The 13952-nt window shown below is 41.2% G+C and carries 13 protein-coding genes and 1 tRNA gene; 5 read left to right on the top strand and 9 right to left on the bottom strand.

The genetic code is table 11. The annotated features are described in order from the left end of the window. Nucleotides 1–23: 23 nt before the first annotated feature. The 8 genes from LN893_RS05845 to LN893_RS05810 form a co-directional block, all read right to left on the bottom strand. Nucleotides 24–413: a helix-turn-helix domain-containing protein gene (locus LN893_RS05845; protein WP_229968862.1), complete on the bottom strand. Its 390-nt coding sequence runs from the start codon at nt 411–413 to the stop codon at nt 24–26. 30 nt (nt 414–443) lie between these two features. Beyond that, entirely contained in the window at nt 444–758 is a 315-nt protein-coding gene (locus LN893_RS05840) for a type II toxin-antitoxin system HigB family toxin (protein ID WP_229968861.1), read from the bottom strand. A gap of 129 nt (nt 759–887) precedes the next feature. Next, nucleotides 888–961, bottom strand: a tRNA-Pro gene (locus LN893_RS05835). Nucleotides 962–1055: 94 nt separating this feature from the next. Then, a complete protein-coding gene (locus tag LN893_RS05830; protein WP_229968860.1) occupies nt 1056–1574 on the bottom strand; it encodes a GAF domain-containing protein in 519 nt (172 codons plus the stop codon). Between the two features lie 114 nt (nt 1575–1688). Next, nucleotides 1689–4610 (bottom strand): PAS domain S-box protein, encoded by a 2922-nt coding sequence (locus tag LN893_RS05825; RefSeq protein WP_229968859.1) that lies wholly within the window; start codon nt 4608–4610, stop codon nt 1689–1691. A 647-nt stretch (nt 4611–5257) separates the two neighbouring features. After that, nucleotides 5258–5539 carry a hypothetical protein gene (locus LN893_RS05820; protein WP_229968858.1) on the bottom strand — a complete coding sequence of 94 codons (282 nt, stop codon included), beginning with the start codon at nt 5537–5539 and terminating at the stop codon, nt 5258–5260. A gap of 409 nt (nt 5540–5948) precedes the next feature. Further along, the gene (locus tag LN893_RS05815) at nt 5949–8135 is read right to left on the bottom strand and encodes a TonB-dependent receptor (protein ID WP_229968857.1); all 2187 of its coding nucleotides are present in this window, start codon (nt 8133–8135) and stop codon (nt 5949–5951) included. Between the two features lie 82 nt (nt 8136–8217). Next, the gene (locus LN893_RS05810) at nt 8218–8523 is read right to left on the bottom strand and encodes a DUF6660 family protein (RefSeq protein WP_229968856.1); all 306 of its coding nucleotides are present in this window, start codon (nt 8521–8523) and stop codon (nt 8218–8220) included. Nucleotides 8524–9107: 584 nt separating this feature from the next. Between LN893_RS05810 and LN893_RS05805 the strand changes: the two genes are divergently transcribed. The 3 genes from LN893_RS05805 (at nt 9108) to LN893_RS05795 (ending at nt 11541) form a co-directional block, all read left to right on the top strand. After that, nucleotides 9108–10121, top strand: a complete 1014-nt coding sequence (locus tag LN893_RS05805) for an SDR family oxidoreductase (protein WP_439651177.1) — start codon at nt 9108–9110, stop codon at nt 10119–10121. Nucleotides 10122–10241: 120 nt separating this feature from the next. Then, the gene (locus LN893_RS05800) at nt 10242–10712 is read left to right on the top strand and encodes a DUF2243 domain-containing protein (RefSeq protein ID WP_229968855.1); all 471 of its coding nucleotides are present in this window, start codon (nt 10242–10244) and stop codon (nt 10710–10712) included. 22 nt (nt 10713–10734) lie between these two features. After that, entirely contained in the window at nt 10735–11541 is an 807-nt protein-coding gene (locus LN893_RS05795; protein ID WP_229968854.1) for a cytochrome c oxidase assembly protein, read from the top strand. Nucleotides 11542–11589: 48 nt separating this feature from the next. On the opposite strand, the gene LN893_RS05790 is transcribed toward LN893_RS05795, so the two are convergent. After that, entirely contained in the window at nt 11590–12723 is a 1134-nt protein-coding gene (locus tag LN893_RS05790; protein WP_229968853.1) for a CHAT domain-containing protein, read from the bottom strand. Between the two features lie 309 nt (nt 12724–13032). Here LN893_RS05790 and LN893_RS05785 point away from each other — a divergent pair, with 309 nt between their 5' ends. Both LN893_RS05785 and LN893_RS05780 read left to right on the top strand, forming a co-directional pair. Further along, nucleotides 13033–13320 (top strand): hypothetical protein, encoded by a 288-nt coding sequence (locus LN893_RS05785; protein WP_229968852.1) that lies wholly within the window; start codon nt 13033–13035, stop codon nt 13318–13320. A gap of 50 nt (nt 13321–13370) precedes the next feature. After that, entirely contained in the window at nt 13371–13793 is a 423-nt protein-coding gene (locus tag LN893_RS05780) for a hypothetical protein (protein WP_229968851.1), read from the top strand. Nucleotides 13794–13952 lie beyond the last annotated feature (159 nt).

Here is a 13952-nt window from a genome sequence, read left to right as displayed (position 1 = left end):
CTAACCCGCTGCGGCTTTTTTGTTTAGGCAGCCGACTGTATTACTCTTTCGTTAATAAACATTTCAAAAGGCAGGTTTAAATGCTTGTGCAGCATGTAAATTTGCTGAAGTGTAAAGTATCTTTTTCGGTTAAGAATCTCAGATACCCGAGATTTAGGACCAATGTACTGTTCCAAATCTTTGTTCTTCCACCCGTTTTCCTCCATTATGTGCTTAATCGCATCAATTGGATCTGGTAACTCAATAGGGTAATGTACTTGCTCGTACGCTTGTACAAGCGTGGTCAGCACTTCCAACTCATCATCCAGATCAGTTCCAGGCTTAGGGTTCATGTCCAGCAGACTATCTAGCCGCTTCACAGCCTCTTCGTAGTCTTGCTCAGTTCTTATGGGGTTGATGGTTACTTTGCTCATCGGTCGTCTGGTGTTGGTGTTCTATTTTATTTACACAGTATGTGCATCTATTTTATCATATTCTGCATGGGTGCCGATCCAGCGGATGTACACGGTCTGGTTGCGTACCAGCACCACCGTAATTATTCTATACTTGTTCCCTTTGATATCGAAGATGACGCGGTTGTTGCCGATTACATCTACTGAATTCGCAACTTGCTTTAGGTCGTTCAGGTTGGTTATTCTCAGAGCTGAAACTCTTGCCACCCAAACTTCAAGTGATAATTTGGAATCGGCATGTTTCAGAAAGAATTTCTTTATTCTGGAGACGGTAACAATATTCATTCCGCTTATCTTCTGTATCAAAGTTACATAAAGTGTAACGGATATCTTAATGTTTTGTTACATATTTTGTAACAAGTTATTTACAGACGCCACAAACTTATAGGACAAAATAAAAGGTCTTATACCTGTCAAGTATAAGACCTTCTAAAGTCGGAGTGGCGGGATTCGAACCCACGGTCTCCAGCACCCCATGCTGGCGCGATACCAGGCTACGCTACACCCCGAAGCATAACATAAGAACTGAACCTAGTCAAGAATCGGGGGCAAATTTATTTATTCAGCGTTAAATCAAAAACTCTGTTTATAAAAAAGTAAATTCTATAGTTCTACCTGCAGCTTTCTGGTTTCAATCTCCTCCATCACCAAAGATGCCAAGCCTTCTAGAATACGTTTATCTTCATCGTTAAATTTTCGTGGCTGCTTGTCTGCTACACAAACAGCTCCTATTCTGTATCCATCTGGCGTAACAAGCGGGGCCGCAGCATAAAAACGCAAACCAAAACTACCTGCAACCAAAGGATTGGCATACAGGCAAGGTTCATCTTTGGTATTTTCAAATACGGTAACATCGTCTTTCAGAATGGCCAAAGAGCAAAGGCTGACACCTCGGGCAATTTCCTTTGCATCGCCCATGCCCTCATTTCCTTTAAACCAAACCCTGTCCTTGTCTACTAACGACACCAGGGCTATGGGTACTTTGAACATTTGGGCTGCTATGGGGGTAATGTGGCTAAAAGATACCTCGTCGCTACTATCTAGCAGGTTGTAACTATAAAGCTTCTCTAGCCTCTCTTCATCGTCTTGTGGTACTATAGGAATGGTGAATGTGTTCAGCATGTATATTTAAAATACCTTAATATGTATAAATAAGTCTGGTTTATCTAGATAGTCAACGAAAGGTTTGTTGTCGACAATTTAAGCATAGTTTAGTCGTATACGGGATTCTTGTATTTATGGTAAATAAACAAGGAAATTTGTTCCTTTTTCAACTTTAGAACTTATCTCTACTCTTCCACCCATTGCTTCTGTATGTGTCTTTACCAGATATAAACCCAAGCCTTTGCCTTCAACCTTGTGCATGTGGAATCGCTTGTACAGTTTAAAAACATCCTGCCCAGCTCTCTTAAGATCAATCCCCAAACCATTGTCCGATATAGAGATAATAGTGCCGCGTTCAGAGCTGCCAAGGCATGTTACTTTAATACAAAGCTTACGCGCATCAGACCTGTACTTGATAGCATTAGATAACAGGTTATAAAAAATACTATGCAGGTATGCTTTGTTTCCTTTTATGGTGTAGCCTTGTGGTATCTGGGTTATTATTTCTCCGCCGCAATATTTTAGAGGTTGCTGAAGAGTGGCCACAGCTTGCTTAAATACACCCATAAGGTCTACCTCTTCCTGATCAATAGAGCTTGCATTATCACGAATGCTCAAGATCATGTTCAAGTCTTTCAGAACAGTATCGAGCCTTTGTACACTTGTGTTAAGATTTGCCAAAGCTGTATCGTGCAGCTCCGAATGCTTGTCTACTTTGCTTAAAAGCCTTGTTAAACCAATGGCGTTTGCCACTGGTGCCCTTAAGTTGTGCGACACAATGTATGTAAACTGCTGCAGGTCTCGGTTTTGCTTGTAAAGATCTTTTGCCAGCACCGAAAACTCAATCTCTGATGTTTTTAAAGCTGTTATATCTGTTTGAGTTGTAAGGTACCTGCTGATCTCGCCTTTTTCATCAAGAATAGGAATTACCTGCACCGAAAACCATGCAATTTCACCGCTTTTTTTGGTGCACTTTATCTCAAAAGAAACAGGTTCACCTTTCAGTACTAGGTGCTTTACTTCTTCATAAGGGTTGAGGTCTAGATCGTTCGGGTGCAACAGCTCTGAAGGGATTTTACCCACAGCTTCTTCTAAGCTATAGCCTGTTAATTTTGTAAAGCCTTCGTTCACCCACTCAATGGCTCTGTTTTTGTTCGAAATGATAACACTGTTTGTGGTGTGTCTGGCAACTAAAGATAATTTTGTTAATTCCTGTTGCCACTTAACTCTTTCATTGATGTTTTTCTGAATAGCTATATACTGTCTAATGTTACCAGCATCATCGCGCACAGGTGTAATGTCCATCGAAAACCAGAGCTTTTCGCCAGACTTAGTGTAGTTAAGAATTACAGCATTGAAATATTCGCCTTGCTGTAGCTTCTCACGGAAAAGCTTTATAGCTTCCTTATCTGTTTCGGGGCCTTGCAAAACAGCGCCAGGTTTTTTACGCACCATCTCGGCTAGCGTATAACCAGTACATTTTGTAAAGCCTGTATTTACCCACTCTGTCAGGCCGTTGGCGTCTGTTATCACAACGCTATTATCTATGGAACTGGCCACAAGCGACATCAACTTTAGCTCTTGCTGTGCTTTAACTTTATCGGAGATGTCGCTAAAGTAAACTGAAAGCCCTTCTTCGGAGGGATAAGCCTTTACATCGAACCAACAGTCAGCACTTTTAAAGTATGCCTCAAAATGTACGGATTCGCCTGTTTCTACGGCTTTGTGGTAATGCTGGTAAAATTCCTGGCCTACTTCCTCTGGAAAAATATCCCAGATGTTTTTGCCAATCTTATAGTGTCGCTGAGTATTCAGTAATCTATCGAATTCACTGTTGATGTAAGTGAATTCCCAATTCTTATTTAAGGTAAAAAAAGCATCTGTTATACTCTCAAAAATAGTATTTAGCTTTTTAGCATGTTCCTTTACTGTTTGGTGATATAGCGTTGTGGCAGTAATGTCTTTTATAACAGAGTGAACCGCTATAATCTCTCCGTCTAATTCAACAGGTACTTTAGTTATATCTAAGATCAGTTTCTCGTTATGCTCCTTGTTTATCTCTAACTGATATTTGACAACATCTCCTTCAAAAGCTAGTGCTAGGTGATGCATACAAATAGGTATGGCTTCTGCAGGAAGTACGTTTGCTAATGAAGAGCCAATAATACTTTGTTTCGGTAAACCTGCTAATGCTTCACCAGCACAGTTGATGTCTATAATTGTTCCGTCTCTTTCTTCTACGATAATGGCATCAGGATTTCCCTCGAATAGGGCCTTGTATCGTTGCTCACCTTTGGCTATGATTAGAGAACGTAACTTGCGCTCAGTTATATCACGCGAACTAAGTACTAAGGCTTTAATGTGTGGGTTGTTTAATTGGTTTGTTCCAATTGTTTCCAACCATCGCCATTCGCCAGTAGCATTTTTTAATCTAAACTCTGGAATTGAAGCTTTACCATCGGACAATAATATTTCTAAAGCTGCTTTCGTTCTGTATACATCATCTGGGTGCACCAGCGTAAACGCATTCTGCCCTATAAGTTGCTCTGGCAAAAAACCCAATGCACGGTAGGTAGCCCCACCTGTAAAGATAAAATTAGCCTGTTCGTCAATTAATGATAGAATATCATCGCCTTGCTCTATCAAAGCGCCATGCAGCTCTTCCTTTTCTTTCAGTTTTTTTAGCATGGTGTTCCGCTCGGTAGCATCGCGGGCAACGCAGAACATGCTATTGTCTTCTTCATCCCAAACTGCAGACCAGATTAGTGGAACTGAATATCCATCTTTGTGTAGGTAGCGGTTCTCAAAAGAGTTTGTTTTGTAGCCGTCAAGCAGCCTCCCCATTATTTCCGCAGTTGCCTCCTTATCATCGGGGTGTATAAAATCCCAGATAGACTGGCCCTGCATTTCCTCAAATTCGTACCCAACAATTTGTTTACAAGCCTTGCTCATCAGCACAAAAAGACCATCCTCGTTGATGATGCAGATCATGTCTAATGAGTGCTGCATTATCTTGTCCAATATCTCAGTCCCTGTGCGTTCAATCGGATTCATTGTCTTTAGTTGAGTATGTAGGGTATTTGTTATTTTGGTTTAACTACTATGTTGCTATAAAACAGAAAATAAATTTACCTGTTAAAGTATTAGGTAACAGTACAATTAACTTATCTCTTTAGTTTCTCTATTAATTTAACTATTCTGATAAAAAACAATCAAAAAGCTTAAAATTGTTGTATAAATCTGTTGTAGATGCCAAGTTAGTAAACAATATTCATTATCAAAGCAATCTAAAAATTATAATCAGTACTGATAGGGATTGCTTTAAGATTCTATAAGTGAGTTCTTTAGAAAATGTTGATTGAAGTATTGTGTCTAAGGTATATAGATGAATGTAAGTATAAGCAACTATAAAAGTTATATTATTTGAGGAGACACCTAACAGTGAATAACTTGTGTTATGACAACTATATGACTGAGCAATGGGGGATGAATGAATAGCGAGTACAGCTAACTAATTAGTGTTGCAACTGATGTTGGTAAGCAACCCGACAGCAGAATACTGAAAACGACTTACTGTTGCAGGTTTTTATAAGGAAATACCCTTTCCTCCGTAGGTTTGTTAGTCAAGGTTTGTATACCTCCTCCGAAAAGAAAATATTAGGGTTGCAGCAGTTTTGCAGGCTAGGAAAACTACCTTGCCCCTAAGATTTACAGGTGACAAGGTAGGTTAGCGTAGAGAGGATAAAAGAATGCTTCTTGCGCATCTTTTCCAGCATATATTCCATTACAAAGTAATCTACAAGTTCCTGATTGAAGTCATCGTAAAGGAGAGCATATTTGAATTTGATGATGTCTACGTAGCAGAAATCATCTTTTGCCATTAGGTAGCTACAGATACTGTAGTATAGCTCCTGAGACTGTCTTTCTTCCAACTCCACATTTAACACATCGCTTACAGCCTGTTTAGCACTCTTGCTTTCCATTTTGTTTAATTCAAGGGTTAATTTAACATTGCTTTTGATACGGAAATGCGGCTTTCTGTTTTTCCTTATTAAACAAAACAGCCAAAAAAGATGGTAAATCACTGAGTTTTTGAAGTAAGTATAAATTACCTGTTAGTGGTACACTTTAAATATCTGAACATGCTATTTATACTTAGGTATAAATTCGGGGTAAGAAGGAGAGCTGGGGGAGGTGAGTATGTGGTACATAATCAAGAAAGGCTGTTCTTTTTAGAACAGCCTTTCTTGATTATCATTTCTCGTCTACAATTATATGATCTTGTATGGTAATAGCCTATGAACCTGGGGATGCTTCTTGATTTCTAAATTTTTAGATAAGAAGTTTCCATAACCTTATTCAGATCATCAATCTAACTGGATAACTATACTTTCACAATAGGTTTAGTTTTATTCCTCCATTTATTACACGGCCATCTACAGGGGCATAAATCTCATTGAAAACAGGATTGGTTCTGCTACCTGTATAGATGCTGCCGAACCTGCTTTGACGGGTGTCGAAAATGTTCTCGAAGTTTAAAAACAGCGAAAACTTTTCGAACATCTTCTCCATCATAATACCGTTAATCCAATAGGCGCGCCCTTTGCTGCCGTCATTCAGCCGTTGTGGGCTAAAGTAGTATGCCTCCAGGCCTATCCTGAAATTGTCCTCCTTCTCCAGCATCAGGACGTTGTTTACTCTGTGCTTTGACGTAAGCGGCATATTCCTCACGCTACCATTGTAATGTTGCCTGGCATCGGTGTAAGTATAGCCTAAAAATAGCTTTATCCATTCATATCCGAACTTCATGTTTGTTTCCACACCTTTGGTATCTACATATCCGTTGGCGTTCTTAAACTCATAAAGGTTATCGGGGCGCAGCGTCAGGATCAGCGGGTTGTTCAGGTAAGTATAAAAGAACATGTGGTTGATGCTGAAGGTAACATTGTTGCCTATAAGTGTGCTAAAGTTAATGTCGGCATTACCACCGATGGATGTTTCTGCTGCCGTCTGGCTGGTGTTAAGAGGCAGGATATTGCGGAACGTAACATTTTCGGCTTCCTGGGTAAAGATGGTAGGTGTTTTGTAGCCCATGCCGCCACCTAGGCGTGAAGACAGACGGTCTGTTATTTTAAAAAGGGCCGAAACACGGGGCAGTACAAATAAACCTTTAGATTTATTTGCAGGCGCAGGAGTTACATAGTCTGTGCGAAGACCTGTTTCTAGGACAAACCAATCGATAGGAGTGAAGGTGTTTTGAGCAAAAGCACCAACAATGGTATTGTTATAGTCTCTTGCTCCCACAGTAGTAGCATTTTGCTCCGAAAATTTATCTGTCCAAAGATTCGCCCCAACTACCCAATCAGATCTACTGCTGTTTAGGCTGTAGGCCACTTCACTAAAACTGGACGCTTGCTTACCCTGAAAATCATAGTCGGGAACAGCAATATCCCTGTTAAAAAAGCTCAGGCTGTTTTTTACAGAGAGTATAGCATTGTCAGAGAACCTGTGCTCTAGGTTAAACTGCGTAGAGAAGCGGTCTGTGTTATTTTGTTCGAAATAATAACCGCTCTCATGCTCGTCTATGTAGCGCATGTCGCCGCCTAATCGCTCTTCCTGTGTTGCGTTTACTCCAAAATACAGTTGCGTGCGCTCGCTGGGGCAATAGTATAAGCGTGGATTCAAGGTATAGCGCTCAAACTCAGGTATAGCCGAGAAACCTATATCGGCAGGGTCGTAGGCTTGGTTAGCATTTCTGGCCGCAAAAACCGTTATCCCAAACTTGCCGAATTTTTTGCCATAGAAACTGCTCAAGTCAAGGCCATTGGCGCTGGTAAGGTTTGCCATAAAGCTCAGTTCGCCTTCGTCTGTAGGTTTTTTGGTGATCAGGTTCACAAGCCCTGCTATGGCTCCGCCACCATAAAGCGTGGACGAGCTGCCTTTAATTACCTCCACCTGGTATAGGTTAAGCGGCGGAATTTGCATGATGCTGAGCCCGCTCGAGAAGCCTGAGTAAAGCGGAAAGCCATCCTGCAGGATTTGCGTGTAGCGGCCGTCTAAACCTTGAATACGAATGTTTGCATTGGCACTGGTAGCAGAAGTCTGCTGCGTTTGGATGCCTGTGCTTTCGCTTAGTAGCATTCTGATGTCGCCTGGCTTCATGTTGCCTTTCTCACCCAGTTCTTCTAGTGTAATGGCTTCCACACGTGTCGGAATGTTTTCAATGGTTCGGCTGCTGCGTGTTGTGGAGATGACTACCTCTTCCAATTCTTCGCCACCTGCCTGTAGTAAAACCACTAGGGGAGTAGTTTGAGCAAGTGGAAAAGTGAGTGTATCTAACCTGTCTTCATACCCGAGGTAGCTGTACCTGATTACCTGTGTACCATTGGGTATGCCTGTTAACTGAAGCTCACCACTGGCATTGGCGCTTGCTCCTATAGTGGTTCCTGCAAGAGAGGCTGTTGCACCAATCAAAGGTGCTTTTGTTTCGCTATCTTTGATGACAGCTGTCAGAATATTTTGGCTATAGGCTATCGTGCTGCTCAGGAACAGGAGCAGTATAAAAGAATATTTTTTCATTTAGATAAGCGATTGAAAAAGCTGTTAAGTACGATGAAACACATCGTATTTAATTTAATGTGACAACGTCAAGGCTAGGGCACTAGCCTACTTTAGGTGGCTGCCAGATGGCATGGTGAAACTGCGAAAAGAAGCGCTGCTGATAATCTGCCAAATTATAGTTGTCAAGAAGCAGGGCTACTGTCACTGGCTCGAAAGAGTGGCTAGAGACGGTGAAACCTATACAAGCAGAGCAACTATAAAAAGGAGAGCAAACATCAACATCTTTAGCATGATTGTCTGTTCCCTCGGTTTTAACCTCATCATCAGAGCAGTTTTCGGTCAGGCAGCAGGGCGAAACCGAGAGTGCAACGACTAAAATTGCTAATATGACAGTTAAAACCTTCACATAGCAAAGGTACTTCCCAAAAGCTAAAGTATCAAAGATAAATCTCCTGTGCAGTATATTGGCACCTGAGCGTAAAGTGCACTTATGATAGGGCTCAAAGGCATAGCCTATGTTGCTCTGACCAATGAACTCAGAGTTAATTATTAAAGAAAAAGAAACTCTGAGTTTTACATCGGGTATAAATATTTGTTTGGCTTTAATTTTATGTGCAAGCGTAAAGCTAGGGCTAAACCCAAACTCCTGTAAATCTTAAACTAAAAGATGTCAAACCTAAGCTAGAAATAAAATCGCAAACTTAACCTTATCCGATATCATTTAGTACTGCTGAGAAGCCTACCAGCATTAGCTATCGAGGGCGGTTCATCTTTATTTAAAGGTGTACGCGCAATCATCGAAACATCTGTGCTATACTTCTTCAAGCTTAAATGAGATGGCTCCTGCAATTTATGCTATAGTTAAAAGCTTAGTAAGACTACTGATTTATATGTTTTTGTACGTCGTACAGCAGAAGCAAAATCTAAGAATAACACCTAGAAAGTTACAGACGCTTTAAATACCCTATTAACTTATACAACGCACATCGAATGTCTATGAAAGATGAAAACAAAGTTAGCAGACGCCGAGTTATTGGCGGGTTAGGAGCGAGTTTAGCTTCAGTAGTGGTATCACCTGCTTTTGCAGCACCAGGAGCACAGCAAGCAGGCTATGCTGGTACAAAGGAATTAACAGATCCAACCACAAAATACCCAAGACCTCCATTTAAAAGTCAGTTGCAGCCATGGCCAGGACTTACCAGTAAAATGGAGCCGCGCCCAGACCATGGTGAAACCAGTTATAAAGGATCTGGCCGTTTAATGGGACGCAAAGCATTGATTACTGGAGGTGATTCGGGCCTTGGGCGGGCAACTGCTATTGCTTATGCACGTGAAGGTGCGGATGTAGCCATAAACTATTTGCCTGTTGAGGAACCAGATGCACGTGAGGTAGTTGACTTGATAAAAAAAGCAGGTCGTAAGGCCGTAGCAATACCAGGAGATATACGCGAAGAAGCTTTCTGTAAAAAACTGGTGGCAGAAGCCGTGCGAGGGCTTGGTGGTCTGGATATACTGGTTAGTAATGCAGCTCGGCAGCGAACAAATGAGTCAATTCTCGACATTACAACCGATGAATTTGACTGGACGATGAAAACAAACATCTATGCACCTTTCTGGATAATTAAAGCTTCACTGCCACACTTAAAGCCTGGTTCTTCTATTATCGGAACTACATCTGTGCAAGCGTATAATCCGTCAGCGGATTTGTATGACTATGCGCAAACGCAGGCCGCTACCATGAATTTTGTTAAGTCGCTGGCTAAGCAGCTCGGCCCAAAAGGTATTCGGGTAAATGGTGTAGCGCCAGGGCCGATCTGGACACCGTTGGAGGTAAGCGGAGGAGTTCCTCAGGATAAGCTGGTAAGCTTTGGAGGAGACACACCTATCGGTAGACCAGGACAACCAGCAGAACTCGCTTCCATTTTTGTGCAGCTAGCGGCTAGCGATGCCAGTTATGCCACTGGCCAAATTTATGGTTCTGCAGGTGGAAGTGGGCAACCGTAAGTGGATGTTTGAGAAAGGTTAAATTAAAACTCATAATGCTGAGTAAGGGCGTATAAACTAGATAATACGTAACTGTGGCTATACTTAAGTTGCTATAAATCTAACTCATAATTCTAAAGCATGAACTACGAAAGAGAATCTGCAGACCCAAAACGATCTATGTGGGCTGCTGCGCTGGTTGGTGTTGGCGTAATGGCTGGCGTAGATGAGATAATTTTTCATCAGGTTCTTTCGTGGCATCATTTCTACGATGGCTCTACTACAGAGATTGGCCTGCTGAGCGATGGGTTATTGCATGCGGCAGAACTGATTTCTATTGTGGCTGGTTTTTTTATGCTGTTGGATTTAAAGCGAAGTCGCACTTTAGTGAAGGCAAGAGCATGGGCAGGTTTTTTCCTGGCGTTAGGCGGCTTTCAACTTTTTGATGGCTTTATAGACCATAAGGTGTTGCGCCTGCATCAGATCCGTTATGTAAATAATCTGCTGCCTTACGACATCGCCTGGAATTTAGGAGGACTTATTTTACTGCTCATCGGCTTCTACCTGTTGAGGCGGGCCAAGAATATGGAAAGTAAGGAAGTCGCCTTTTAAACTAGACTTTAACGGTTACTCCATGCAACATCATTCTCAGCACAGTCTTCCTGGCAGCTCAATCTCAGAATGGATACCTCTGTTGGTCATTGGAGGTGTCGCGCTGGCTTACGTGTATGCCTTTACACACACTAGAAAACAGAAAGGTACTTGGAACGGCTGGCACACGGTTAGTTTCATGTGCGGCATCTGTTTGTTGGGAGTAGCCATGTTACCAAAGCTTATGCAATGGGCACACCAAGACCTGCGGGGGCATATGGTACAGCACTTGCTGATCGGAATGTTCGCTCCTTTGTTTCTGGTTTTAGGAGCACCCATAACGCTAGCATTAAAAGCTTTGCCTACCAAACTGGCACGTAATGTCACAGCTATATTGAGGAGCAGGATGTTTTACCTAGTGAGCCATCCTATAACAGCTTTCATTTTGAATATTGGTGGGATGTATCTTTTGTATCTGACGCCGCTGTACCTCAGGAGCCTCACAAATCCGTACCTACACTATGCTATACACCTACACTTTTTGTTAGCCGGTTATTTATTCGTTTGGTCCATGGTAGGATTAGACCCAGTACCGAAGCGTCCAAGCATTCTTCTGCGTGTGCTGGTGTTGTTTGTTAGCATAGCTGCGCATGCCTTTTTAAGCAAGTTTATGTACGCATATCTCTATCCACTTAATTCTCCTTACAGCAGCATCGAAATACGGGAAGCAGCGAAACTGATGTACTATTGGGGCGATCTGTCAGAATTGCTCCTGACAATCGCTCTCTTTTCTCTTTGGTACCAAAAGCGTGGTTTGCGAAAGGGAGAGGTAGTTAGGCCTGTTCCTTAGGCTTTTGCTGATAGTTAAATACTGGAAAAGCAGGAGGTAGACTAATAACTAATCACCATTAGACTTTTGATTCTCTATCCAACTTTTGAATAATATCAAATCTGCTCTGCCGAGATGGCTATAGCTCAAAAAATCTCCGTTCAAATCCTCTAACTTTATTGGTTTTTTTGTACCAGGTATTCTTATGCCTTGTTTGAACTCCTGAAAAATTTGTCTTCTATATGAAACATCTTTGAACATTATAACTCTGCGGTCAATCTCTGCTAAAATAGAATCATTTTGATGCTGTTTTAGGTCGTCTAAATTTTTCTTTAGCAAAATAGCAACATAAGCCTCATATAAAATAGAGGTTCTTGTGACATAAGCTACGAACTCTAACCAGTTTTTATAGGTGCCAAACTTAATTGCGTGTTCAAGTTCATTAATAAGCCTCGTGTAGTTGCCAAAACCTGTTCCTATTGAAATAGGAGTGAAAGTTGTTGTTACTGAAAACGCGCCAGCATATAGAAAATCTTCACCAATTGTATATAAATAGCCATAGTTAGGCGATGTGTTGCAAGCTGAAAGGAATACCAAAGGTGCAGTGATATTGTGTTTAACTATGTCATCACCTGTTAGTCTTTCACCATTTATAACTAAAAAGCTTGTTGATGTTTTCTCATCGAATCCACCATGACAGTCAAATATTAATAGCTCAGGCTTTAGTTCATTTACTGCCTGTGCTACATCATCTATACTTAGGCAGCGTCTCGTCTGAAAACTCTTTTTACTTGACAAATCTTCAATCAGTGGAAACGCTTTTTTAAATCCCTCGTCCTTTCCTTCTTTTTCTGATGCACCTAATATGACTAATGTCTTGCTAAGTATATCATTAGGTATATCATATCCATCAAGCCGATTGTTACTATATGCACTATACAAACTACCATAGTTTGCTTCCGGCATTCTGCAAACATCATGTGTGAAACACAATGGTACTTCATTGATAGATAACCACTCAATAGGTAAGTCAGAAATTACAAAAACTTGCCCATTTCGTTTTTCTAAATATCTTTCTATTTCTGTTGTAAGAATTAGATTTTTAAGTTTCTCACCAAATTTTTGTATTAGCTTGTAGTTGGGCTGTTTAAAATTGTTTGGTCTAAGAAATGAAAGCTCTTTATTGATAGCGGCACCTGTCAAAGGTAATCTTATGACTGGAGAAAAGGTGAAAGAGGAATGTAGAAAAGATAAGCAATCTAAATACCTGCTTCGAAGATTTAAACTCCATCTATATGCATTTATAGTACTACAAAGTAAATTAAGTTACCTTAGCTTGAACTAACTCCTTAGTTTTGTATTTATTGATAATGTTTACTTCTGTGCATAATGCAAGAACTTAAAAGTGTTTTTGGGAAAAAGTTTATCACCATATCCATAGACATTGAAAACAAGTGGATACACACAAATTAGGTAGGTTACTTAACACACGACAATATCAAAGCAGGTGCTTTGGCATATATGAATGCTGTAAGGGAGTCAGGGTTTAGCTGCCTACTCAACGATACGAGGGAGGTTCTCGGAAGCTGGGACCATTCTCTTGATTGGGTTGTAAACGAATGGGCATCACAGGCAGCCTCTGCTGGTATTAGGAACTTTGCCCTTATTACATCACCCGAATCTTTTGCAGAGTCAACAGCTTCTAACTTTCACGCAAACAACAAAGCATTTGAGGTTAGGGTGTTCACGGATAGAATGAGTGCCGAGGCTTGGCTGCGGCAGCACTCTCTGACTAAATAAAACAATCAACAATATTTATTCAGAAGCGTAATGCTTACTAAATTTTTATAATGATGGAGCAGCAGCAGGTAAGGTTGAAGAAGGTGTATGGCGATGTTTTTTTCACAGCCACAAGAATCAACGATGTCTCTATCTTATATGCTCAGTGGTTCGGTGTGCAGTCGGAGGAGACTGTGAAAGGGGGTGGCTACAAGATGCTTGATATGATTAAGGAGCAGCCTTACTCGAAGCTGCTCAATTGCAACAGGAATGTGGTCGGCTCTTGGAATACGGCACTTGATTGGGTAGAGACCACGTGGACGCCCCAAATAAAAGCCGCAGGCTTGCGTTATCTGGCGCAGGTCATTCCTAAAAGTATTTACGTTACCCTAACTATCGAAAGCCTAATACAGCGGATTGACAAGGACTTAGAGGTAAGGATTTTTGAAGATACTGAAGAAGCTGAAGCTTGGCTGCTCTCAATTGACGAATAACATCCAGTGTTTTAATGTAAATATTTAAGATTTCTCAATATCATCCATCACGGCAGAAGCAAGGCTTTTAAGCATTTTTTTGTATGATGCGGTGAACTCTCTCTGTGCCTTGTCAACAATCCACACAGCACCTAAATAATTATTAACCATCTGACGTGG

Origin of the sequence: Pontibacter harenae (assembly GCF_020907245.1) — a bacterium.
Classification (GTDB): Bacteria; Bacteroidota; Bacteroidia; order Cytophagales; family Hymenobacteraceae; genus Pontibacter; species Pontibacter harenae.
This window is presented reverse-complemented; position numbering and strand designations above follow the sequence as displayed.

What these genes read in the sequence shown, in the direction of transcription:
- LN893_RS05820 (WP_229968858.1), bottom strand. Translation starts at nt 5,539, where the DNA reads ATGGAAAGCAAGAGTGCTAAACAGGCTGTAAGCGATGTGTTAAATGTG.
- LN893_RS05800 (WP_229968855.1), top strand. Translation starts at nt 10,242, where the DNA reads ATGAACTACGAAAGAGAATCTGCAGACCCAAAACGATCTATGTGGGCT.
- LN893_RS05830 (WP_229968860.1), bottom strand. Translation starts at nt 1,574, where the DNA reads ATGCTGAACACATTCACCATTCCTATAGTACCACAAGACGATGAAGAG.
- LN893_RS05795 (WP_229968854.1), top strand. Translation starts at nt 10,735, where the DNA reads ATGCAACATCATTCTCAGCACAGTCTTCCTGGCAGCTCAATCTCAGAA.
- LN893_RS05805 (WP_439651177.1), top strand. Translation starts at nt 9,108, where the DNA reads ATGTCTATGAAAGATGAAAACAAAGTTAGCAGACGCCGAGTTATTGGC.
- LN893_RS05825 (WP_229968859.1), bottom strand. Translation starts at nt 4,610, where the DNA reads ATGAATCCGATTGAACGCACAGGGACTGAGATATTGGACAAGATAATG.
- LN893_RS05845 (WP_229968862.1), bottom strand. Translation starts at nt 413, where the DNA reads ATGAGCAAAGTAACCATCAACCCCATAAGAACTGAGCAAGACTACGAA.
- LN893_RS05815 (WP_229968857.1), bottom strand. Translation starts at nt 8,135, where the DNA reads ATGAAAAAATATTCTTTTATACTGCTCCTGTTCCTGAGCAGCACGATA.
- LN893_RS05780 (WP_229968851.1), top strand. Translation starts at nt 13,371, where the DNA reads ATGATGGAGCAGCAGCAGGTAAGGTTGAAGAAGGTGTATGGCGATGTT.